At 73.9% G+C, this 21,355-nt stretch carries 19 protein-coding genes; 8 read left to right on the top strand and 11 right to left on the bottom strand.

The window, feature by feature from the left end:
- The first annotated feature begins 1 nt into the window (after position 1).
- The 3 genes from OG295_RS40705 (at position 2) to OG295_RS40695 (ending at position 4,030) form a co-directional block, all read left to right on the top strand.
- Positions 2-1,867, top strand: a complete 1,866-nt coding sequence (locus tag OG295_RS40705) for a 2-oxoacid:acceptor oxidoreductase subunit alpha (protein WP_331733252.1) — start codon at positions 2-4, stop codon at positions 1,865-1,867.
- The gene (locus OG295_RS40700; RefSeq protein WP_331733249.1) at positions 1,860-2,915 is read left to right on the top strand and encodes a 2-oxoacid:ferredoxin oxidoreductase subunit beta; all 1,056 of its coding nucleotides are present in this window, start codon (positions 1,860-1,862) and stop codon (positions 2,913-2,915) included. Before OG295_RS40705 ends, OG295_RS40700 begins: the two co-directional genes overlap by 8 nt.
- Before the next feature lie 245 nt (positions 2,916-3,160).
- The gene (locus OG295_RS40695) at positions 3,161-4,030 is read left to right on the top strand and encodes a polysaccharide deacetylase family protein (protein WP_331733246.1); all 870 of its coding nucleotides are present in this window, start codon (positions 3,161-3,163) and stop codon (positions 4,028-4,030) included.
- A gap of 55 nt (positions 4,031-4,085) precedes the next feature.
- On the opposite strand, the gene OG295_RS40690 is transcribed toward OG295_RS40695, so the two are convergent.
- From OG295_RS40690 to OG295_RS40670, 5 genes are all read right to left on the bottom strand, one after another.
- The gene (locus OG295_RS40690; protein ID WP_331733243.1) at positions 4,086-4,946 is read right to left on the bottom strand and encodes an alpha/beta hydrolase; all 861 of its coding nucleotides are present in this window, start codon (positions 4,944-4,946) and stop codon (positions 4,086-4,088) included.
- Positions 4,946-5,593: a TetR-like C-terminal domain-containing protein gene (locus OG295_RS40685; protein ID WP_331733240.1), complete on the bottom strand. Its 648-nt coding sequence runs from the start codon at positions 5,591-5,593 to the stop codon at positions 4,946-4,948. Before OG295_RS40685 ends, OG295_RS40690 begins: the two co-directional genes overlap by 1 nt.
- A 162-nt stretch (positions 5,594-5,755) precedes the next feature.
- Positions 5,756-5,980, bottom strand: a complete 225-nt coding sequence (locus OG295_RS40680; RefSeq protein ID WP_266845079.1) for a DUF5988 family protein — start codon at positions 5,978-5,980, stop codon at positions 5,756-5,758.
- 143 nt (positions 5,981-6,123) lie between these two features.
- Positions 6,124-6,330, bottom strand: coding sequence for an acyl-CoA carboxylase epsilon subunit (locus OG295_RS40675; protein WP_266845078.1), 207 nt, complete (start codon positions 6,328-6,330; stop codon positions 6,124-6,126).
- Positions 6,327-7,904: an acyl-CoA carboxylase subunit beta gene (locus OG295_RS40670; protein WP_331733232.1), complete on the bottom strand. Its 1,578-nt coding sequence runs from the start codon at positions 7,902-7,904 to the stop codon at positions 6,327-6,329. The genes OG295_RS40675 and OG295_RS40670 overlap by 4 nt, the downstream gene beginning before the upstream one ends.
- A gap of 235 nt (positions 7,905-8,139) precedes the next feature.
- Between OG295_RS40670 and ccrA the strand changes: the two genes are divergently transcribed.
- Positions 8,140-9,522 (top strand): crotonyl-CoA carboxylase/reductase, encoded by a 1,383-nt coding sequence (gene ccrA / locus OG295_RS40665; protein ID WP_371681548.1) that lies wholly within the window; start codon positions 8,140-8,142, stop codon positions 9,520-9,522.
- Complete coding sequence (locus OG295_RS40660; protein WP_331733228.1) at positions 9,519-10,538, top strand: AIR synthase-related protein; 1,020 nt, start codon at positions 9,519-9,521, stop codon at positions 10,536-10,538. Before ccrA ends, OG295_RS40660 begins: the two co-directional genes overlap by 4 nt.
- Here OG295_RS40660 and OG295_RS40655 read toward each other — a convergent pair.
- Entirely contained in the window at positions 10,501-11,913 is a 1,413-nt protein-coding gene (locus OG295_RS40655) for an MFS transporter (protein WP_331733224.1), read from the bottom strand. The two genes, OG295_RS40660 and OG295_RS40655, sit on opposite strands and share 38 nt — an antisense overlap.
- A 243-nt stretch (positions 11,914-12,156) precedes the next feature.
- Here OG295_RS40655 and OG295_RS40650 point away from each other — a divergent pair, with 243 nt between their 5' ends.
- Positions 12,157-14,526, top strand: a complete 2,370-nt coding sequence (locus OG295_RS40650; RefSeq protein WP_331733221.1) for a LuxR C-terminal-related transcriptional regulator — start codon at positions 12,157-12,159, stop codon at positions 14,524-14,526.
- Positions 14,527-14,724: 198 nt separating this feature from the next.
- Here the strand turns inward: OG295_RS40650 and OG295_RS40645 are convergent, their stop codons facing one another.
- On the bottom strand, positions 14,725-14,928 hold the full coding sequence (locus tag OG295_RS40645) for a hypothetical protein (protein WP_331733218.1): 204 nt from the start codon (positions 14,926-14,928) through the stop codon (positions 14,725-14,727).
- Between the two features lie 215 nt (positions 14,929-15,143).
- On the opposite strand from OG295_RS40645, the gene OG295_RS40640 reads away from it, so the two are divergent.
- Together OG295_RS40640 and OG295_RS40635 are read left to right on the top strand one after the other, a co-directional pair.
- Positions 15,144-16,133, top strand: coding sequence for a LuxR C-terminal-related transcriptional regulator (locus tag OG295_RS40640; RefSeq protein WP_371681547.1), 990 nt, complete (start codon positions 15,144-15,146; stop codon positions 16,131-16,133).
- Between the two features lie 106 nt (positions 16,134-16,239).
- Positions 16,240-17,232, top strand: a complete 993-nt coding sequence (locus OG295_RS40635; protein WP_331733212.1) for an AfsA-related hotdog domain-containing protein — start codon at positions 16,240-16,242, stop codon at positions 17,230-17,232.
- A gap of 7 nt (positions 17,233-17,239) precedes the next feature.
- On the opposite strand, the gene OG295_RS40630 is transcribed toward OG295_RS40635, so the two are convergent.
- Genes OG295_RS40630 through OG295_RS40615 form a run of 4 tightly spaced genes read right to left on the bottom strand, consistent with a single transcriptional unit; the run spans position 17,240 to position 21,354 of the window.
- Entirely contained in the window at positions 17,240-18,088 is an 849-nt protein-coding gene (locus OG295_RS40630; protein WP_371681546.1) for a 4'-phosphopantetheinyl transferase superfamily protein, read from the bottom strand.
- Positions 18,085-18,366: an acyl carrier protein gene (locus OG295_RS40625; protein ID WP_331733207.1), complete on the bottom strand. Its 282-nt coding sequence runs from the start codon at positions 18,364-18,366 to the stop codon at positions 18,085-18,087. Before OG295_RS40625 ends, OG295_RS40630 begins: the two co-directional genes overlap by 4 nt.
- On the bottom strand, positions 18,341-20,317 hold the full coding sequence (locus tag OG295_RS40620) for an HAD-IIIC family phosphatase (protein ID WP_331733202.1): 1,977 nt from the start codon (positions 20,315-20,317) through the stop codon (positions 18,341-18,343). Before OG295_RS40620 ends, OG295_RS40625 begins: the two co-directional genes overlap by 26 nt.
- Entirely contained in the window at positions 20,314-21,354 is a 1,041-nt protein-coding gene (locus OG295_RS40615; RefSeq protein ID WP_331733688.1) for a 3-oxoacyl-ACP synthase III family protein, read from the bottom strand. The genes OG295_RS40620 and OG295_RS40615 overlap by 4 nt, the downstream gene beginning before the upstream one ends.
- Position 21,355: the final 1 nt, after the last annotated feature.

Genomic DNA, 21,355 nt, shown 5'->3' with positions numbered 1-21,355 from the left:
CATGGCGACCGGAGCCGAGATCCGCCGCGTGGACCGTGTGGTCATCCGTTTCGCGGGTGATTCGGGTGACGGTATGCAGCTGACGGGTGACCGTTTCACGTCGGAGACGGCGTCGTTCGGGAACGATCTTTCGACGCTGCCGAATTTCCCGGCGGAGATCCGGGCGCCTGCCGGGACGCTGCCGGGTGTGTCGTCGTTCCAGCTGCATTTCGCGGATCACGACATCCTCACTCCGGGTGACGCGCCGAACGTTCTGGTGGCGATGAATCCGGCGGCGCTGAAGGCGAACATCGCGGACGTGCCGCGTGGTGCGGAGATCATCGTGAACACGGACGAGTTCACGAAGCGGCCGATGGCGAAGGTGGGGTACGAGACCTCTCCGCTGGAGGACGGGTCGCTGGACGCCTACCGGGTGCACGGGGTGCCGCTGACCACGCTGACGGTGGAGGCGCTGAAGGACTTCGGGCTGTCGCGCAAGGAGGCCGAGCGCAGCAAGAACATGTTCGCGCTGGGGCTGCTGTCGTGGATGTACCACCGTCCGACGGAGAACACCGAGAAGTTCCTGCGGCAGAAGTTCGCGAAGAAGCCGGACATCGCCGAGGCGAACATCGTGGCGTTCCGGGCGGGCTGGAACTTCGGTGAGACGACGGAGGACTTCGCGGTCTCCTATGAGGTGGCTCCGGCGACGAAGGCGTTCCCGGCGGGTACGTACCGCAACATCTCGGGGAACCTGGCGCTGTCGTACGGGCTGATCGCGGCGGCCCGGCAGGCGGATCTGCCGCTGTATCTGGGTTCGTACCCGATCACGCCGGCGTCGGACATCCTGCACGAGCTGTCGAAGCACAAGAACTTCGGTGTGCGCACGTTCCAGGCCGAGGACGAGATCGCGGGTATCGGTGCGGCGCTGGGTGCGGCGTTCGGGGGTGCGCTGGGGGTGACGACGACCTCGGGGCCCGGTGTGGCCCTCAAGTCGGAGACGATCGGGCTCGCGGTCTCCCTGGAGCTGCCGCTGCTGATCGTGGACATCCAGCGCGGCGGGCCCTCGACCGGTCTGCCGACCAAGACCGAGCAGGCCGACCTGCTCCAGGCGATGTACGGGCGCAACGGGGAGGCCCCCGTGCCGATCGTCGCCCCCCGCACCGCCGCCGACTGCTTCGACGCCACGCTGGAAGCGGCCAGGATCGCGCTCACCTACCGCACGCCGGTCTTCGTCCTCTCCGACGGCTACCTCGCCAACGGCTCCGAGCCCTGGCGCGTCCCCCACCCGGACGAACTGCCCGACCTGCGGACCCGTTTCGCCACGGGCCCCAACCACACCCTGGCCGACGGCACCGAGGTGTTCTGGCCCTACAAGAGGGACCCGGAGACACTGGCCAGGCCGTGGGCGGTCCCGGGGACCCCGGGGCTGGAGCACCGCATCGGCGGGATCGAGAAGCAGGACGGCACCGGGAACATCTCCTACGACCCGGCCAACCACGACCACATGGTCCGCACCCGCCAGGCCAAGATCGACGGCATCGCCGTACCCGACCTGGAGGTCGACGACCCCTCCGGCACCGCCCGCACCCTCGTGCTGGGCTGGGGCTCCACCTACGGCCCCATCACCGCCGCCGTCCGCCGGCTGCGCGCCCAGGGGACGGCCATCGCGCAGGCCCACCTGCGCCACCTCAACCCCTTCCCGGCGAACCTCGGCGAGGTGCTCGCCCGCCACGACCGGGTCGTCGTCCCCGAGATGAACCTCGGACAGCTGGCCACCCTGATCCGGGCCAAGTACCTGGTCGACGTCCGCTCCCACACCCAGGTCAACGGCATGCCGTTCAAGGCCGAGCAGCTCGCCGCGGTCCTCCAGGAGGCCATCGATGACTGAGGTACTGAGCCTGATCCCCAAGGCGGAGGCGGCGCTCTCGGCCAGGGACTTCAAGTCGGACCAGGAGGTCCGCTGGTGTCCGGGATGCGGCGACTACGCCGTCCTCGCCGCCGTGCAGGGCTTCATGCCCGAGCTGGGACTGGCCAAGGAGAACATCGTCTTCGTCTCCGGCATCGGCTGCTCCTCCCGCTTCCCGTACTACATGAACACCTACGGGATGCACTCCATCCACGGCCGCGCCCCCGCCATCGCCACCGGACTCGCCTCCTCCCGCCGCGACCTGTCCGTCTGGGTCGTCACCGGCGACGGCGACGCCCTCTCCATCGGCGGCAACCACCTCATCCACGCCCTGCGCCGCAACGTCAACCTCAAGATCCTCCTCTTCAACAACAGGATCTACGGCCTCACCAAGGGCCAGTACTCACCCACCTCCGAGGTCGGCAAGATCACCAAATCCACGCCGATGGGCTCCCTCGACGCCCCCTTCAACCCCGTCTCCCTCGCCCTGGGAGCCGAGGCCTCCTTCGTGGCCCGCACCATCGACTCCGACCGCAAACACCTCACCGAAGTCCTGCGCCAGGCCGCCGACCACCCCGGCACCGCCCTCGTCGAGATCTACCAGAACTGCAACATCTTCAACGACGGCGCCTTCGACGCCCTCAAGGACCAGGAACAGGCCCGCGAAGCCGTCATCCGCCTCGAACACGGCCGCCCCATCCGCTTCGGCACCGACGACACCAGAGGCGTCATCCGCAACGAGCACACCGGCGACCTCGACGTGGTCACCGTGACACCGGAGAACACCTCCCGGATCCTCGTCCACGACGCCCACGCCACCAGCCCCACCACCGCCTTCGCCCTCTCCCGCCTCGCCGACCCCGACACCCTCCACCACACCCCCATCGGCGTCTTCCGCGACACCACCCGCCCCGTCTACGACACCCTCATGGCCGACCAGCTCGAAGCGGCGGTGGAGCAGTACGGGAAGGCGGACCTCGGGGCGCTCCTCACCGGCACCGATTCCTGGACGGTGACCTCGTCGGACTGAGGTGGTCGAGGGTGCGCGGGAGTACGGGCCCGGGCACCCTCGGTGACCGGGACCCGGCCCCGGTCGCCGGCGTGACCAATCACACCCCGGCGGCCACGGGCCGATCGCCCCAACGGATCCGGGCGCTCCATCGGCCCCGGGCCCGCCCCGGGGGCCGTTCGGGGGAGGCGGTCCCGAAAGGGCCTGACCTAGCCTGGAGCGGCAGTACGAGATCCGGGGGCCGAGCGCAAAGGAAGAGCGCGTCCATGGGCATCACCACCAGTTCCGTACGTCGTCGGCGTGCGGGATCCGCCGTGACGGCGGCCGTCCTCGGCCTCCTGGCGGCAGCCGCCGCGCCGGCCCTCGCCGCCACGGACGGCCCGGCCGGCACTCCGGCCCGGGACGCCCACGACACGCCCCGCACCGCCCCCCAGGGCGCGCACGACGCCGCCCGCACCGCCGCCCGCACCGCCCCCCAGGAAGCCCGCACCGCCGCGCACGGTGCCGCCCAGGGTGCCGCCCGGACCCCGCTGGCGATCACCCGGCTCGCCCAGGGCCCGGGCCACGACGTCGCGATCACCATCGACGACGGCCCCGACCCCCGCTGGACGCCGCAGGTCCTCCAGGTGCTGCGGCAGAACCACGTCAAGGCCACCTTCTGCATGATCGGGACCAACGCCCGGAAGTACCCGGACCTGGTGCGCGCGGTCGCCGCCGACGGCCACCGGCTGTGCGACCACACCTCCGACCACGACGAGACCATGGACCACAAGCCCGTCGCGTACCAGCGTCAGCAGATACTCGACGGCAAAGCCATGATCCAGAAGGCCGTCCCGGGCGTCGCCGTCGACTACTACCGCGCGCCGGGCGGTGCCTTCACCCCCGACAGCCGTGCGGTGGCCACCGAGAGCGGGATGCAGCCCCTGGGCTGGAGCGTGGACCCCAGGGACTGGAGCCGTCCGGGCCTGCCGGCGATCGTGTCCGCCGTGGAGGGCAAGCTGCCGCAGCAGCCGACTGTCCTGTTCCACGACGGCGGCGGCGACCGCAGCGAGACGGTCGCGGCGCTCAAGCAGTACCTGCCCTGGCTCACCACGCGGGGCTACGCCTTCACCTTCCCGGTCCGCGCCACGCCGTAGGCCGTCTCTTCCGGATCTTGCCTGACCGACAAGATCCGGAAGAGACGGCCTAGCCTCACCGGGCCGCGGCGGCCACGCGTTCCCGGTCGTCGAGGACCTCCAGCAGCCGGGCCGCGAACTCCCGCGGCCGCTCCGTGCAGCCCAGGTGCCCGCCCGGGAACTCGGCGAAGGCGGCCCCCGTCAGCTCCGCCAGCCGCCGGGCCGGCCCGTACAGCGCGGGCTGCGGGCGCGAGTCCCGTCCGGCGGCCGTGACCAGCCGTGCCGAGGCCTCCCGCAGAGCCGGAAGGTCGGCAGTGGTGCCCGTGAAGGGGCACAGGACGTGCTCCAGGAAGAACGGCATGTTGCCGTACGCGCGCGGCATCATCTCCCGTACCTCGGGGGCCGGTTCGTCCGGCTCCCGCTCCGGCCGGGCCTCCCCGAGGCCCTCGCCGAAGCGCTTCATCGCGGGTCCGCCGCCCTCCTCCAGGAACAGCGCCCGGACCTCGGCGAACAGGGCCCGGTACGGTGCGGGGTCCTCCAGCACCTCCACCAGCGGCGGCTCGTGCGCCACCACCCGGCGCACCCGCTCCGGATGGCGGGCCAGCAGGTCGAGCGCGACGATCGCGCCCGCGCTGCAGCCCAGTACGTACGCGGGCTCGTGCGGGGAGACCACGTCGAGCAGGCGGCACGCGTCGTCGGCCCAGTCCGCGGGCCGCTGTCCGGCGGGGGGTCCGTCGAGGGTGCTGCGGGACTGGCCGCGCGGGTCCTGGGCGACGACGGTGTACCCGGCGTCGGCGAGCGCGGGGGCGATCGCCGCGTACACGGCGGCGTCGGCTCCGCCCCCGGGGATCAGCAGCAGTACGGGGCCGCTGCCCCGCGTCTCGTAGTACAGGGTCGCGCCGGGCACCTTGAGGGTGTGGGTGGTGGGCGTGTCCATCAGCGGTCCTCCCCGTCGTCCTGCGCGCCGTCTCGCGTGCGGTCTGGCGCGCCGTCTTCCGCGCCGTCTTCCGCGTCCTCGCGGGACGGCCAGTTCTCCAGCGTCACGTGCAGCGCGTCGAGCGACCGCGCCCAGGACTCCCCCACCGTGCGGGAGTGGTTGAACCCGCCGCCGAGTTCGAGGTGGACGAAGCCGTGGAAGGCGCTGCGCAGCAGCCGGCCCGCGTCGGTCAGGTCCGGCTCGCGGAGCCCGTAGGCGCGCAGCATCCCGTAGGTCAGCTCGACGCTGCGGCGCAGGGCGGCGGAGTCCACCACCTCCTCCGGCCGGAAGCGCATCTGCGTCGCCTCGTACCGGCCGGGGTGCGCCAGGGCGTACGCGCGGTAGGCGTCGGCGAAGGCGACGAGCGCGTCCTTTCCGGAGCGGCCCGCGACGGCGTCCGCGATCCGCCCGGTCATCTCCTCGGAGGCCAGCAGCGCGACCCGCACCCGCAGGTCCCGCAGGTTCCGCACGTGCGAGTACAGGCTCGCGTCCTTGACCCCGAAGCGCCGCGCCAGCGCGGACAGCGTCACCTTCTCGATGCCGGCCTCGTCCGCCATGGCGGCGGCCGCCGCCACGAGGACGGCGGCGTTCAGCCCCGCGCGTACCACGGGACACCCCCTCGATCGTTGCCTAGATCATCCAGGCAGAAACCTAGGGGGTCTAGGTTCTGGTTGTCCAGCCACATACGGCGGGAGCCGTCCCGGCGCGCTCTGCGCCCGGACGGCTCCCGCGTGGTCTTCCCGTCGGCTCTTCCCGCGTGGCCGCTGCGCCTACTCGGCGATGTAGGTGTGGCCGCTGTAGGCGAAGACGAGGAGTTCGAGTTCGAGCTCCGGGTCCACCACGGTGCCCCCGGTGGGCTCGAAGTGTTCGTACCGGTTCCCGTTGAGGACCTTCACCTTCGCGTTCGTGTCCTCCACGTAGCGGACGCGCTCCAGCTCTTCGAGATTGGACGCGGGTCCGCCGCTGAGAATGACGTTCGGGCTCTGCACTGTCATGGTCGTCGTCTCCTTCGGCCGGGTGCGGAGGCAGCAGCCTCACTGCCTGCCCGCACAGGATCCGGGGTGCCGCTAAAGCTGGTCTTAAAGGGGAGGACCCGCGGGATCCGCCGGATCCGCGGGCCGGGGGGAACCCGTCGGCCCTACGAGGCCCAGGCCCCCGGGGCGCGGAAGTCCCCGTCCCCGACGGGCCAGTGGGTACGGGCCGGCCGGGGATCGGGCGGGGAGATCTCGGCGCCCATCATCCGGGCGGTGAGCAGCGCGGCGATGGCCGCGACCTCCTCCAGCGTGGGGGACCCGCCCACCACGTGGAAGGCCGCCTGCTGCAGCTGGGCCTCGGCGGGGCTCACAGCGGCAGGTTCCCGTGCTTGCGGCTGGGGCGCGGCACGTGCTTGCCGCGCAGCATTTCCAGCGCGTCGATGAGCCGGGACCTGGTCTCGGCGGGGTCGATGACGTCGTCCACAAGGCCTCGTTCCGCGGCGTAGTAAGGGTGCATGAGCTCGCTCTGGTACTCCTTGATCTTCATCTGGCGCACGGCGTCGGGATCGTCGGAGGCGGCGATCTCCCGGCGGAAGATGACGTTCGCGGCCCCCTCGGCACCCATCACGGCGATCTCGTTGGACGGCCAGGCCAGCGCGATGTCCGCGCCGATCGAGCGGGAGTCCATGACGATGTACGCGCCGCCGTAGGCCTTGCGCAGGATCAGCGAGATCCGCGGCACGGTGGCGTTGCAGTACGCGTACAGCAGCTTGGCGCCGTGCCGGATCACCCCGCCGTGCTCCTGGTCCACGCCCGGCAGGAAGCCGGGTACGTCGACCAGCGTCACCAGCGCAATGCTGAAGGCGTCGCAGAACTGCACGAAGCGCGCGGCCTTCTCGCTCGCCTGGATGTCGAGGACGCCCGCCATGCACGACGGCTGGTTGGCGACGATGCCGACGGTCTGCCCGCCGAGCCGGGCCAGGGTGCAGACGACGTTCTGCGCCCACCCGGCGTGGATCTCGAAGTGCTCCCCGTGGTCGACGACCTCCTCGATCAGCTCGCGGATGTCGTACGCCTGGTTGGGGCGCGACGGCACCAGGTCGGCCAGGCGCTCGCAGCGCCGCCCGGCCGGATCCTCGGTGTCGGCGGCCGGCGGCAGCTCGCGGTTGTTGGCGGGCAGCAGCGACAGCAGGTAGCGCACGTCCTCCAGGGCGCTCTCCTCGTCGTCGTACGCGAAGTGCGCGACGCCGGAGGTGCCCGCGTGGCTGTCGGCCCCGCCCAGGGTCTCGCTGGTGACGGCCTCGCCGGTGACCGCCTGGACCACGTCGGGACCCGTGATGAACATCTGGGAGGTGCCGCGGACCATGAAGACGAAGTCGGTCAGGGCGGGGGAGTAGGCGGCCCCGCCGGCGCACGGGCCCATGACCACGGAGATCTGCGGGATGACCCCGGAACTGCGCACGTTGCGGGTGAAGATGCCGCCGTAGCCGGCGAGCGCGGTGACGCCCTCCTGGATGCGGGCGCCGGCGCCGTCGCACAGGCCCACCAGGGGCGCCCCGGTGGTCTCGGCGAGGTCCATCAGCTTGTGGATCTTCTGGGCGTGCGCCTCGCCCAGCGCGCCGCCGAAGACGCGGAAGTCGTGGGCGTACGCGAAGGCGGTCCGCCCGTGGACCAGGCCCCACCCCGTGATGACGCCGTCGGTGTGCGGCTTCCTGTACTCCAGGCCGAAGCCGGTGGCACGGTGCCGGCGCAGCCCCTCGATCTCGGTGAACGTCCCCTCATCGAAGAGGAGTTCGAGGCGTTCACGGGCGGTCAGCTTGCCCTTGGCGTGCTGGGCCTCGGTCGCCTTCTCGCTCGGACCGCGTACCACCTGCTCCCGCAGGTCGGCGAGCTCCGCCGTGCGTTCCCGCAGTGACGCGAACCGGATCTCCTCCTGGGTGCTCATGAGGACCCCTTTCGACGCAGACGCGCCGGTCCGGCCGGTGCGCGGCGACGAGCGTCCGGCGGCGGGCTAAAGCCGGGCTTGCACGCGGCACCCGGACACCGCCGGCGGCTCCGCCCGGAACCCGGGACACCCCCTACCCGGCCCGCGCGGACCCCACTGCGTGCGCCGCGCCCGGGACTTCGGGGGCCGGGGTGCGTATCAGTGGAACGTCACGTCCGAACCGCCGGAGGCCACTGTGAAGGAAATCCTCGACGCGATCGCCGCGTCGACCGCATCTGGCAGCGGTTCTCCCGCTGTCACCGCCGCCGACTTCGCGGCCCTGCCGCTGCCCGAGTCGTACCGCGCGGTGACCGTGCACAAGTCGGAGACGGACATGTTCGCGGGCATCGCGACCCGCGACCGCGACTCCCGCAAGTCCCTGCACGTCGAGCGGGTACCGCTGCCCGAGCTCGGGCCCGGCGAGGCCCTGGTGGCCGTCATGGCCTCCTCGGTCAACTACAACACCGTCTGGAGCTCGATCTTCGAGCCGCTGCCGACCTTCGGCTTCCTGGAGCGCTACGGCAGGCTGTCCCCGCTCGCCGCGCGCCACGACCTGCCGTACCACATCCTCGGCTCCGACCTGTCTGGTGTGGTGCTGCGCACCGGCCCCGGCGTCAACCGCTGGCACCCCGGCGACGAGGTCGTCGCCCACTGCCTGTCGGTGGAGCTGGAATCGGCCGACGGGCACAACGACACGATGCTCGACCCGGAGCAGCGGATCTGGGGCTTCGAGACCAACTTCGGCGGCCTGGCGGAGATCGCGCTGGTGAAGTCGAACCAGCTGATGCCCAAGGCGCGCCACCTCAGCTGGGAGGAGGCCGCGTCCCCCGGTCTGGTCAACTCGACCGCGTACCGCCAGCTGGTCTCCCGCAACGGCGCCGGGATGAAGCAGGGCGACAACGTCCTGATCTGGGGCGCCAGCGGCGGCCTCGGCTCCTACGCCACCCAGCTGGCCCTGGCCGGCGGCGCCAACCCGATCTGCGTCGTCTCCAGCCCCGAGAAGGCGGCCATCTGCCGGGCCATGGGCGCCGAGGCGGTCATCGACCGGAGCGCCGAGGGCTACAGGTTCTGGAAGGACGAGCACACCCAGGACCCGCGCGAGTGGAAGCGGTTCGGCAAGCGCATCCGCGAGCTGACCGGCGGCGAGGACGTGGACATCGTCTTCGAGCACCCGGGCCGCGAGACCTTCGGGGCCTCGGTGTACGTCACCCGCAAGGGCGGCACCATCGTCACCTGCGCCTCCACCTCCGGCTTCATGCACGAGTACGACAACCGCTACCTGTGGATGTCGCTGAAGCGGATCATCGGCTCGCACTTCGCCAACTACCGCGAGGCGTGGGAGGCCAACCGCCTCATCACCAAGGGCAGGATCCATCCCACCCTCTCCAAGGTCTACCCGCTGGAGGAGACCGGCCAGGCCTCCTACGACGTCCACCGCAACCTCCACCAGGGCAAGGTCGGCGTCCTCGCCCTCGCCCCCGAGGAGGGCCTCGGCATCCGCGACCACGAGCTGCGCGCGCAGCACCTCGACGCCATCAACCGCTTCCGCGACGGCCGTACGCTGCCGGAAACAGGATGACGGGTACGAGAGCCGCCGGGGCCGCCTTCCCCGGCGGCCAGGTGGCCCTCGCCCACGACGACGAGCTCCCCCCGGGCGGTGAGCTGCGCGCCCTGCTGGAGGACGTCCTCGCGGACGTGCGCGGCGCCTGCCCGCCGCTGGGCCAGCACCCGCCCGCCGTGGTGAGCGGCGCCCACGTCGTCGACCCGCCGTTCTACGGCAGCGGCGACATCGGGCGGATCGCCGTGTGCGCCACCGTCAACGAACTCGCGGCCGCCGGCGCCCGGCCCCTGGCCCTGACCCTGTCGGCGGTCGTCGAGGCGGGCCTGCCGCTGGAGCGACTGCACCGGCTGGCCCGCTCCGTGCGCGACGCGGCCCGCGAGGCCGACGTGGTGATCGCCGACGTGGACGTCCGGGTCGTCCGGGCCGGCGAGGCGGACCAGGTCTACCTGCACACCACCGGGATCGGCGCCTACCGCGGCGCCCCGCTGCGCACCCGCGACGCCCGCCCCGGGGACCGCGTCGTCCTCAGTTCCCCGCTCGGCGGACACGGCGCCCACATCCTGTCGGTGCGCCGGGGCCTCGGGTTCGAGAGCCTGGTGCCCAGCGGCTGCGCGCCGCTGACCGGACTGCTGGAGCGGGCGCGCGCGGCCGGGTCCGGCGCCGGGATCCGGGCCGTACGCACCGTGGCGCGCGGCGGCCTGGCCGCCGTGCTGCACGCGTACGCCCGCGAACTGGGCCACACCCTGCGCGTCGAGGAGAGCGCGCTGCCCGTGCAGTACGAGGCCCGGATGGCCCTGGAGGCCATGGCCGTCGACCCGCTGCACGCCTCCAGCGAGAGCTGCCTGTGCCTGCTCGTCGCGCCGGACGCGGTGGACGGTGTCCTGGCCGCGCTGCGCGGCCACCCGTACGGGCGGTTCGCGGCCGAGATCGGCACGGTCGTCGAGGACGGCGCCACGGCGGTCGAGCTGGTGCGCGACCAGGGCCGCGCCGTGCCCGTCACACCCGAACCGGCGGCCTTCCCCCGGCTGGCGTGAGCCCTGCCGGGGCCGCCGCCGCCGGAGCCGCGGGGGCCGTCGCCTTCGCCGGACCTGCCGGGGCCGCGGGCCGGAAGCCGCGCAGCAGCACCACTCCGGCCGCCGTCGCCAGCGCCGGGAGCAGCCCCATCCCCGCCAGGACGCCCCACGCGGCGCCGGAGCCCTGGCCGGTGGCGTGCCCGGTGTCGGAGGAGACGTAGCCGGACGACTGCAGCACCAGCCCCATCAGGAACGGCCCGACGGCCATGCCCAGCCCCTCGCCGGCGCTGAACAGCCCCGACATCGCACCGGCCCGGCTGCGCCCGGTGCGGACGGCGTCCCCGGCCGCGCACTCGGCGAGCATCGCGTACAGGAACAGCAGCTGCCCCGCGTGCCCGGTGCCGACGACGAGGAGCGCCGCCGGGGCCCAGAACGGCGGCAGCACGGGCGCGGCCGGCAGCAGCAGGGCGCCCCCGGCGAACAGGGCGCAGGAGAGGGCGAGCACCCGCCGGTGACCGTACCGGGCGCCCACGCGGGTCCACAGGCCCGTGGTGAACAGACTTGGCAGGACGAACGCGGCGACCAGCACCCCCGTCATCCCGGGCCGCTCCAGGACGTGTTCGGCGTAGTAGGGGCAGCCCGCGAGCAGCACCCCGGTGCCGACGACGAGGACGGTCGCCCCGCGCAGCAGCGCGGCGAAGTCGGCATTGCCGCGCACCACGGCGAACCACGCGCGGGGTCCGGCAGCGCGCGGCTCTCCCGCGTCCCGCGGCGCCTCGCGCGGCGCGCCGGACGCGGTGGCCCGGGAGGTCCCGAAGAACACGCCGAGCGTCCCGACGGCGACCACGAGGGCGCCGAACAGTCCGGCCCATCGGTGCCCGGACAGCCCCCCGCCGCCCGCCTCGACGACGGCGGGCGCGGCCGATCCGGCGACCAGGGCGGCGACGGCGATGCCGGCCACCCGGCCCCCCACCAGCCGCACCCGGTCCTGCGCGCTCGTGGCGATCTCGGCGGGCAGGGCGGCGTACGCCACCTGGAAGAACGCGAACGCGGTCGCGGTGAGCAGGAAGCCCGCGGCGGCCCACAGCGCCCCCGCCGACCCCCGCGCGGCCCCCGCGAACATCAGGGCGAAGGCGGCGGCCACACCGAGGCCCCCGCCCAGGACGTGGCCCCGCCGAGGGCCCCACCGGCCGTGGGTCCGGTCGCTGATCCGCCCCGCGAACGGGGTGAGCAGCACGTCCCAGACCTTCGGGACGAGGACGACGGCCCCCGCCACGGCGGCGCCGATGCCGAGGGTGTCGGTGAGGTAGGGCAGCAGGAGCAGACCGGGCAGCGTGTTGAAGGCTCCGGTCACCAGGGAGCCGGAGGCGTAACCGAGACGTGTACGGGCGGACATGCCCCGATCGTCGCCGTGCCGGGCCCGCCCCACCAGTCGGTGCTTCTCCCCTTTTCCGCAGGTCGCGGCGGTCCCCGGGCGCCCGCCCCGGACGGCCCGTCAGGGAACACCCCGACACCCGGCACCGGGGTCGCCGGTAGCCCTCCGCAGTAGCTGACATGCAGGTAGTGACGGTCCGGCGGGGGTGTGCGCGGGGAAGCCGGTCGGCGAGGCTGCCGGAGGGGGAACGCGCACACGAGGGGGATGCCCGTGCTTCACCAGCAGCAGCCGCTGACGGCGGCCCGGACGCGGGACCTCGCGGTCCTCCACCGCGAGCTGCGGCTGGCCGCCGACGGTCCCCGGTTCGTCCGGCTGACCGGCGAGCCGTGGAGCGGCAAGAGCCGCCTGCTGCGGCAACTGGCCGCCACCGCGCACGAGGAGGGGTGGACGGTGGCGTCCGGACGGGTGCCCAGGGCGGGCCGGACCCGGCCCTTCGAGGTGGTGGTCGACGCCCTGGACGACCATCTGGCCCGCGCCGACGGCACGTTGTTCGAACGGCTCGGCGAGGCGCGCACGCGCGCGCTCGCGCCCGTACTCCCCGCCCTCGCCACCCTGCCGGGAGCGGCGGAACGGCCCGACCCCGGTGCGGCGGTCCGTGCCCTGCGCGTCCTGCTGGGGCTGCTGGGGGAGCGCGGGACGCTGTTGGTCCTGGACGACGTGCACCGGGCCGGCCCCGAGGTCCTCGACCTGCTCGACCACCTCGTCCGGCATCCCCCGCAGGGCGCCGTGCTGACCGTCTTCGCGCACCGCTCCGTGCCGGGGGGCCGCCACCTGGCGGCCGTGCCGTACGACGCGCCCGGCGTCCGCCACCTGGCCCTGGGCCCGCTGCCCGCGGCCGACGCCCGCGCCCTGCTCCCGGCCGGGACGCCGCCGCTCGCCGCCGAGCTGGTGCTGCGCGACGCGGCGGGGGTGCCGGGGCTGGTGCACGCCCTGGCCCGGGGCGCCGCGCCCGGCCCGTCCTTCCACGCGACGGCCGAACTGGCCACGGGCATACCGCCGGTGCTCGCGCCCGACTCGATCGACCTGCACACGCTGTCCTCCCTGGGCTGGCGCTGCGCCTGCGCCGCCGCCCTGCTCGGCGACCCGTTCACCGCCGGCGCGCTCGCGCACACCGCGGGCGTGCCGGTGGAGCACGCGCTGGCCGGACTCGACGAACTGCACGCCGAGGGGCTGGTCCGGCCCGAGGGCACGGCCGGTACGCGGTTCTGCTTCGTCCGTCCGGCGGTACGGGCGCTGATCCACCACGCCTCGGGGGCCGGCTGGCGCAGTGCGGCGCTGGGGCGCGCCCTGGAGGCGCTGAGGGCCGAGGCCGGTACGGGGACCGGCCCGCAGGACGGCCGGCGGGAAGGCCTGCGGGAAGGCCCGGGGGACGGCCGGGAGCACGGCCGGGAGCACGGCCCGGAGGACGGCCCGGAGGACGGCGACGCCGGGGCCGCCGGGGCCCGCCGGACGCTGGCCGCGCACCTCGAACACGCCGCCGGGATCGGCCTGGAGGACATCCGCGCCCTGGCCCTGAGCGCCCGCGGGGGCCTGTACACCCGGCCCGCCCGCTCCGCCGCCGCCCTGCGCCGGGTGATGGCGGTGGGCCCGGTACCGGTGGAGGTCCGCCTCCTGCTCAACAAGGCGCTGGTGCTGTCGGGCCGCCTGGAGGAGGCGGTACGCGGCTACGAGGAGACCGGGCCGCGTTCGCACGAGGACCGGCTGCCCGGCGGCCGGACCGACACGGCGGTGTGGCAGGCCCGCGCCCTGCGATGGAGCGGCCGTCACGCGCAGGCCCGGTCCGTGCTCGACGGGGACGGCGGCCTGCCCCCGGGCGGGCCCGCCGCCGACGCGGAACGGGCGGCGCTGGCCCTGGAGCCGGGGGCGGGAGCGGACCCGGAGGAAGCCCGGCGCGCGGCCGAGCAGGCCCTGCGCACCGCGCCGGCCGACGATCCCGGGGCGCGGGGGCTCGCGTACGCGCTGCTGGCGGCCGCGTGCGCGGCGGCCGGTGACGGTCCGTCCGCCCGGGCGGCCGCGGACACGGCGCAGACCCTGCTGCTCCGGCCCGGCGGTACGGAGCCGGCGGCTTGCCTGGAGGCGCTGCGCTGGCTGGGGGCGGCCGAGACGGAACTGGGCGGGCCGGAGCGGGCCCGGCGGCACCTGGAGCGGGGTCTGGCGGCGGCGCTCGACCACGGGCAGGCGCATCTGGCGGGGCTGCTGGCCCTGGGCCTCGCGGAGGCCGCGGTGGCGGCCGGGGACGCCGAAGGGGCCCGGGCGCGCATCCGCCTGACGGCCGCTCTGGCGGAACAGACCGAGGTGCCCGTTCTCGCCGCCGCCGCACGGGAGGCGGAGCGCCGCATCGGGGAGCACGCGACGGGACCGCTGGACGCGAGCCGGATGTCCCTGCTCAGCGAACGGGAGCGCATAGTCACCGGGCTGGTGGGAGAAGGCCGTACGAACCAACAGATCGCGGCTCGGCTGGACATCAGTGTGAAAACGGTGGAGACGTATATGAGCCGGATCTTCAAGAAGCTCGGTATGAATTCCCGCGCGCAGGTGGCACATATTGTCGGACTCAGCGCCAATTACCGCTGACAACTGCCGTGCGCAAGTGCCACGGGCAGTATGTTTTCTGTGCGATCCCTATCTCTTTCACGCCGAAGCCCCGCTGTTTTCGGAAAAGTTTTTCCGAAACGCAGCGGGGCGAACGGCCCGGCTCTACCGGCGGGGGATCCGGGAGCCCGTGCTCCGGATCCTGCCCCCGCGCGCTTGTGGCCTGCTAAAGGATGGGGCTCACGGGCAGCCGACGTGCCACTCGTCGTCCTGCGGGCAGTTGAGGACGGGCAGGCTCACGCGCAGCTTGCTGATGGAGTCCGGCGCGGTCACCACGGTCTTGTTCCCGGCCTCGGAGGCGTGTGCGGCGCCGGCGGCGGCTCCCCACAGTCCGAACAGGAGAACGACTGCGGTGACGGTCTTTCGCATGGAAACGCTGTTCATGTCTAACCCCCGTGTCGACAACTTTCGTTTGCAGGAACATCCTGACCAGCGGACACGGCCCGTTCCAAGCAAAAAGGGGAGGCGTAAAGTTGCCTGGCAGCAAGTCCTGTCAGCACAACGGGGGTGGCAACGGGATGTCGGGGAGTTCCCTACAGGGGTCCGAGTTCGGCGAGTTGGACGATGCCAGTGCGTCCGCTTATCAACACGCCGTCCGATTGGGTCGTTTCGTCCGGACCGAGATCGCGTCCGCGCTGAACCTGACGGAGGCGGAAGCCGTCCGGGTCGAGGAGGCGCTCGGCACGTTCCGGCTGCTGCGCCCGATGCCGGGCCGCCCGGACGCGCTGGTGCCGGTGAGTCCCGACGCCGCGGCCGCGGACCTCGTGGGACCGGTGGAAGCCGAGATCCGCGAGATGCAGCAGTCGGTGACCGGGGTGAAGACCCAGATGCTGGCGCTGCTGCCGACGTACTTTGAGAACCGCCGCCGGCGCAATCAGACGGAGGCCTTCGACGTCGTCAGCGACGTCGGGGTGCTCCAGTCGATGCTGGACGAGTGCGGGGCCCGCTGCCGCCACGAGCTGCTGACGGCCATGCCGGGAGGGTCCCGCAACGCCAAGCGCATGGACGCCGCCCGGCCCAAGGCCCTCGACCGGCTCCGGCGCGGCGTCGACATCAAACACCTGTACCAGCACACCGTCCGCAGCGACCTCGCGACCGCCGACTACGTGCGCGCGATCACGGGCGAGGGCGCCGAAGTGCGCACCACCGACGAGGTGATCGACCGGATGGTGGTGTACGACCGGGAGGTGGCGTTCCTCCCGGAGCAGCACGTGGAGGGCCGCTTCCCGGGGGCGATCGTCGTCCGGGAGCCGACGCTCGTCGCCTTCCTGTGCAAGGTCTACGACCACATGTGGGCCGGAGCCACGCCGTTCGCGCCCGGAGGCGACGACACCGCCGACATCGCCGACGACCTCAAGCGGTCGATCATCCGGCTCATGGCACAGGGCCACAAGGACGAGATGGTGGCCCGCCGGCTCGGCATGTCGGTGCGCACCTGCCGCCGCCACATCGCCCGGATCATGGAGGAGATGGAGTCCACCAGCAGGTTCCAGACGGGTGTGAACGTCGCGCTCTACGGGCTCCTCGACGCCGACTTCGCCCCCTCGGGCGCGGACGGGGGAGATGCCGCCGGGCTGGGTACTAGCTGACGGACAGCAACCTGCCAGGTTCCACGGCTGGTTCCCTCCGCCGGACCCCCGGCAGCCTGGTGCGTGCGGCCTCAGCACCCGGTGGGGCCGGAGGGAGGGGCCAGCCATGGACACCGCCGTCATCGCCGCGGGACCGACGACCGCCGGGACCGCCGCACGGCACCTGGTACACCGTCCGCAGCCCTGGGAGCGGCACGGCCGCGCCGCCGTGCCGCCCGTGGCGGAGGAGTTCGTCCTGATGGGCGACCTGACCTCCGGCCACCCGCTGTTCGACGAGGGCCCCGGGCACTTCCACGACGTCGTCGCGGCGGCCGACATGCTCCGCGAGGTCGGCGAGTTCATCGGCCGCACCCACTTCGGCGTGCCCGCGGAGCGGACCGGCATCTTCTACCGGGTGGGCGTCGAGGTGGGCGACATCGGTCTGTGGCGCACCCGGCCCGGGGCCGCCCCCGGGAAGCTGACCACCACCATGGGCGTGCGCCCCGACAAGGTCATCGACGGGGTGCCGCGCGCGCTGGAGTTCCGCACGGCCCTGGAGATCGACGACGTGCCGTGCGGCACCGGCACGGCGAACCTGGTCTTCCTCGCCCCGATGGTGCACCGCAACCACCGCGAGCACAGTCGGCTGGCCGCGCTCGGCGCGGCGTCCGGAACCGACCGGCAGACGCCCCCGGGAGCCCCCGTGGACGCCGAGGAGGTGGGGCGCCGCGATCCGGACAACGTCCTGCTGCGCGGCCCCGTCGGACCCCACAACGGCAGGCTGTCCGTCGGTGTGGCCCTGCCCCCGCACTGGCTCGGCGAAGCCACCGCGCGCGACGGGCACGTCCCCGCGCCGGCCCTGCTGGAATCCCTGCGCCAGACCTCCCTGCTCGCCGTCGGGCGCGGCTACGGCCTCGCGCCGGGGCGCAGCATGCTCGCCTCGCTCCAGGTCCACGTCCGCGGGTACGCCGAGGCCGACCTGCCGCTGCGCTGCGCCGCGGTGTCCGGCCGGCCGGGCCGGGACGCGGCGGGCCGGCGCACGGCTCCGCTGACCCTCACGCTCACCCAGGCGGGCCGGACCGTCCTGGAGGCCACCACCGTGGTCGTGGAGGACCACTGACGGGCGGTCAGCGCGCGGCGGCGTCCAGTGCCCGCCCCAGGGCCTCGGCGGCCTCGGAGTCGAGCATCGTGGTGATCTCGGTGTCCAGGGTGCGGCCCAGCCCCGCGTCGTAGACGGCCGCGCTGACGCAGAACGCGACGCCGCCGACGTCCAGGCAGTATGTGCGGAAGGCCCACTCGGCGCCCGCGCCGGGGGTGCCGTCCGGCCGGTGCACGCGGACCGGGCGGCCGTCCGGCCCGAAGCCGAACTCGGTGAACCGGAACTGCATGCCCTGCCCGATGGCCTTGCTGTAGGCCTCCTTCAGGGTCCACAGCCGCACCAGCCGCGGATTGCGCTGCGCCGGCTCCAGCTCGGTGAGGTTCAGCCGCTCGGCCGGGGTACAGATGTGCCGGTCCAGGCCCTTGCTGTAGATCTGGCGGTCCGCGAGCTCCGCGTCGACGCCGACGAGCCCGCGCGTGGTCAGGCCCACCAGCAGCAGGTCGCCGGTGTGGCTGAGGCTGATGTCGATCTGGTCGCAGCCGCGCAGGTACGGGCGCCCGGTGGGCCCGTAGGTGAGTTCCAGGTCCACCGCGTCCGCGTGCAGGGCCGCCGCGGCGGCGTGCTTGAGCAGCCTGCGCGAGGCCGCGTACCGCTCCCGGATGTCCTCGTGCGCGATGCTGCTGTAGCGGGCCCAGTCGCGGCCCAGCACGGCGCGCAGCGCGGGTCCGTCGGCGTCCCGGGGACGCCAGTCCGCGAGGGTGCCGTGCACCAGGGCCGTCCCGTGGGTGCGCAGGTCCGCGCGGACCGCCTCCCAGTCCGTGCCGTCGGCGCGCACCGCGATCGGCTCGCCCGGGGACACGGACGCCGGAGCGTTCACAGCGCACCGTCCCGGGCCACGGGCCGGGCGCCGGCGGCGGCCAGGACCTCGGTGTGTATCTGCGCGATGCTGCGGGCGCGCAGCACGGCGGAGACGGGCACGCGGCGCCCCGTCTCCTGCTCGATCAGCATGACCAGCCGCAGCAGGTGCACCGAGTCCCAGGACGGCAGGACGTCCAGGTCGGCACGGGCCTCCTCCTCGGTCAGCTCCAGGCCGAGTTCGTCACTGATCAGGCCGAGGAAGCCAGGGAGATCAGCGGGTGGTTCCTGCAGGCTCATCGTCGTCCCCTCCGAGGCACGGTTCGGTGGTCAGGTGGTCGGGTACAGGGGGGAGCTCCGCCAGGTCGTGGCGGAAGCGCAGCGAGCCGTCGGGGTCCCCGGCGGTCTCGGCGAAGCCCAGCGAGGGGTAGAAGCCGGCCGCCCTGGCGTTCTTGGCGGTCGGCCGGTGGCGGGCGTGCACGGCCGGCAGGCCGCGGTCCGCCGCGTGCGCCAGCAGGGTCGCGAGGACGGCCTGCTCGACCCCGCGCGCGAACACCCGGCAGCTGAGCCAGAAGCCGTCCAGGTGCAGCCCGTCGTCCGCGTACCGGCCGAGGACGGCGCCGGCCAGGCCGCTGTCGCCGAACCGGTCGCCGACGTGCACCGCGAGCACCAGGGCCGCCGGGTCGGCGGCCAGCGCGGCGATCCGGTCCGCGCCCAGGCGCTCCCCGGTGAGGTTGAACTGGTTGGTGCGCAGCGACAGCTGGGCGACGCGGTCGCCCTCGTGCGGTCCGGGCGGGGCGATCCGGACGCGGACGCCCAGACCGCGCAGGTACTCCTCGTACGATCCGCTGCCGCGCTCCAGCTCCGTACGGGCGGCCGCCTCGTGGTAGCGGGCGGTGCGGGCGAGGTCGTCGCCGGTCAGCCGGGGCGTGTCGAACCAGCCGTCGGCCAGCAGCCGGGTGACGTGCAGGGCCGGTTCCGTGCCCAGCGGCACCACGGCGGCGGCGGGGAGCCGGGCCCGCACCAGGGCGCGCTCGGCGGGGGAGTCGTCCGCGAAGACCAGCGCGTCGGCGCCGATGCCGAGGGCGGCGGCGATGTCCCGCAGGTTGCCGTCCTTGGGTTCCCAGTTGGCGTGGACGCGTACGAAGTCCCGCTCGCGCAGCACCATGTCCGGGTGGTCGCGGAGCACGCCGAGGACCGGGGCGGTGTCGTTCTTGCTGCTGACCGCGAGCAGGACCCCCTGGGAGGCGAGCTGCCGCGCGGTGCGCTGCAGGGCCGCGTGCGGCTCCCCGGCCAGGGTGCCGGCGGCGGCCGTGATCCCCTCGGGGCCGTCGTCGCCGAGGATCCCCGCCCACAGGGTGTCGTCGAGGTCCAGGACCAGGCACTTGCGGGTCATGCCCCGGTGGGCGCGCAGCACGTGCACGGCCTCCCGGGCGTAGGCGGCGAGCAACTGCTCGGTGTACGGGGCGTGCGTGTACAGGGCCAGGCGCGGGTCGGCGGCGGGGCCGCCGTCGGCGATCAGCGGCTCCAGGTCGACCACGGCCACCGTCGGGTGCTCGGCGGCCAGCCGCAGCAGCCGCGCGTTGAACTCCCGCCACACCGCCCCGAGCAGGGCCCGCTCCCGCTGCCCGACGAGCTGCTGGAGGCGGGTCCGGGGCAGGGGCAGGGTGTTGAGGACGAGCGGACCCGCGGCGTCCGCGGCGTGGGCGGCGGTGACCGCGCGCAGCCGCTCCAGCAGCCGGGCGCAGCCCGCCTCCACGTCCTGCCCGGTCCACGGCTCCGGGAGCTCGTCGAAGACGGCGCCCGCGTCGAGCACGCACAGGGTCAGGTCGGGCCGGTGGCGGCGCAGTTCGCCGCCGGGGTCGTGCAGGTCGCGCAGGTAGGCGCCGTGGTCCCCGGACAGCACGCGGGAGAGCAGCCCGTGCCGGGCCAGCTCGGCGACCAGCGGGTCGGTGAGCTGGACCAGGGTGGAGTGCCCGGTGACGGCCACCGTGACCAGGGGGGTGTCCGGGTGGCGGGCCAGGACCTCGGCCGCCGGGAGCGCCGCCAGGACCCGGCCGGCGCGCACCAGGTCGGTGCGGACGGCCTCGGGTTCCCGGTCGCCGTGGTCGGTCAGCCCGGCCAGCAGCGGGGCGACGCGGGGCCAGTCCCCGGCGAGGCGGCCCGCGCGGTGCAGGGCGCGCAGCTCCCGCACCGGGTCGGGGGGCGCCGCGGGGCCGGCGGGGGCGGTGGGGGAGGCGGGGGCGGTCATCCGGCGCCGTCCGTCTCCGGGACCCGCTCCAGGGCCAGCCCGCCCTTGATCCACTTGCTGGACTCGACCACCACGGCCAGGGCCCGCTCGCCCTCGCCCAGCTCCCCGGCGAGCAGGTCGAGCTGGATCAGGGGCAGGGCGTTGCCGGTGTTCCCGGTGTCGGACACGCAGGACACCTCGCGCAGCTCCGGCACGTCCATGTGCTCGGTGATGCGGGCCGTCATCCGGCCCGACAGCTGCGGGGGCAGGAGGTAGTCGAGGTCCTCGCGGGCCCAGCCGGCGGAGGCCAGCAGCTCCCAGAAGATCTCCGAGGCCATGGCCGGAACGCTCTCCTCGATGGCCTTGTAGTCCTCGAACAGCATCTGCCGGCCGGCCGTGTGGCGGGCCGCGCCCTGCCAGTCGACGATCTGGCCGGGGGCGCGGCCCCGCCCGGTGAAGCGGTGCAGCAGGCTCCGTACGGCGATGGCCTCGCCGACGGGCTCCGCGGCCACCACGGCCGCTCCCGCCCCGTCGCCGAACAGCACGTAGTTGACGAGCTCCTCGGTGGGCAGGCTGACCGCCTCGCGCCGCGGGTCGAGGAACCGGTCCGTGACGTCCCCGCCGACGACGAGGCCCGCGCGGTGCCCGCCCGCGAGCAGCGCGCGGGCCACGTCCAGGGCCTGCACGGCGCCCGAACAGCCCGCCTGCAGCTGGAAGGCGGGCAGGTGGCTGAGGCCCAGCCGGTCGGCGACCACGGTCGCGGTCGTGGGCAGCAGGGTGTCGGGCGTCGCGGTGGCCAGGACGAGGAAGTCGAGGTCGGCGGGGGCGAGCCCGGAGCCCGCCAGGGCCCGCCCGGCGGCCTCGGCGCACAGGTCGGCGAGGCTGTGGGTGAGGGTGCCGGTGCCCAGGTCCCAGCAGAAGTGCCGGGTACGGGTCCCCACGAAGAGGTCGATCCACTCCTCGCTGATCCCGAACACCTTGCCCAGCGTGGTGTTGTCCACCGGCTCGCCGGGCAGGGCGGTGCCCGTGCCGACGACGTACAGGGCGGTCTCGGTCACA

The sequence above is a fragment of the Streptomyces sp. NBC_01276 genome, from assembly GCF_041435355.1.
Lineage (GTDB): Bacteria > Actinomycetota > Actinomycetes > Streptomycetales > Streptomycetaceae > Streptomyces.
This window is presented reverse-complemented; position numbering and strand designations above follow the sequence as displayed.

Coding starts and splice junctions, on each gene's coding strand:
- OG295_RS40705 (WP_331733252.1), top strand. CDS start 2: ATGGCGACCGGAGCCGAGATCCGCCGCGTGGACCGTGTGGTCATCCGT.
- OG295_RS40700 (WP_331733249.1), top strand. CDS start 1,860: ATGACTGAGGTACTGAGCCTGATCCCCAAGGCGGAGGCGGCGCTCTCG.
- OG295_RS40695 (WP_331733246.1), top strand. CDS start 3,161: ATGGGCATCACCACCAGTTCCGTACGTCGTCGGCGTGCGGGATCCGCC.
- OG295_RS40690 (WP_331733243.1), bottom strand. CDS start 4,946: ATGGACACGCCCACCACCCACACCCTCAAGGTGCCCGGCGCGACCCTG.
- OG295_RS40680 (WP_266845079.1), bottom strand. CDS start 5,980: ATGACAGTGCAGAGCCCGAACGTCATTCTCAGCGGCGGACCCGCGTCC.
- OG295_RS40670 (WP_331733232.1), bottom strand. CDS start 7,904: ATGAGCACCCAGGAGGAGATCCGGTTCGCGTCACTGCGGGAACGCACG.
- OG295_RS40660 (WP_331733228.1), top strand. CDS start 9,519: ATGACGGGTACGAGAGCCGCCGGGGCCGCCTTCCCCGGCGGCCAGGTG.
- OG295_RS40655 (WP_331733224.1), bottom strand. CDS start 11,913: ATGTCCGCCCGTACACGTCTCGGTTACGCCTCCGGCTCCCTGGTGACC.
- OG295_RS40650 (WP_331733221.1), top strand. CDS start 12,157: ATGCCCGTGCTTCACCAGCAGCAGCCGCTGACGGCGGCCCGGACGCGG.
- OG295_RS40645 (WP_331733218.1), bottom strand. CDS start 14,928: ATGAACAGCGTTTCCATGCGAAAGACCGTCACCGCAGTCGTTCTCCTG.
- OG295_RS40635 (WP_331733212.1), top strand. CDS start 16,240: ATGGACACCGCCGTCATCGCCGCGGGACCGACGACCGCCGGGACCGCC.
- OG295_RS40625 (WP_331733207.1), bottom strand. CDS start 18,366: ATGAGCCTGCAGGAACCACCCGCTGATCTCCCTGGCTTCCTCGGCCTG.
- OG295_RS40620 (WP_331733202.1), bottom strand. CDS start 20,317: ATGACCGCCCCCGCCTCCCCCACCGCCCCCGCCGGCCCCGCGGCGCCC.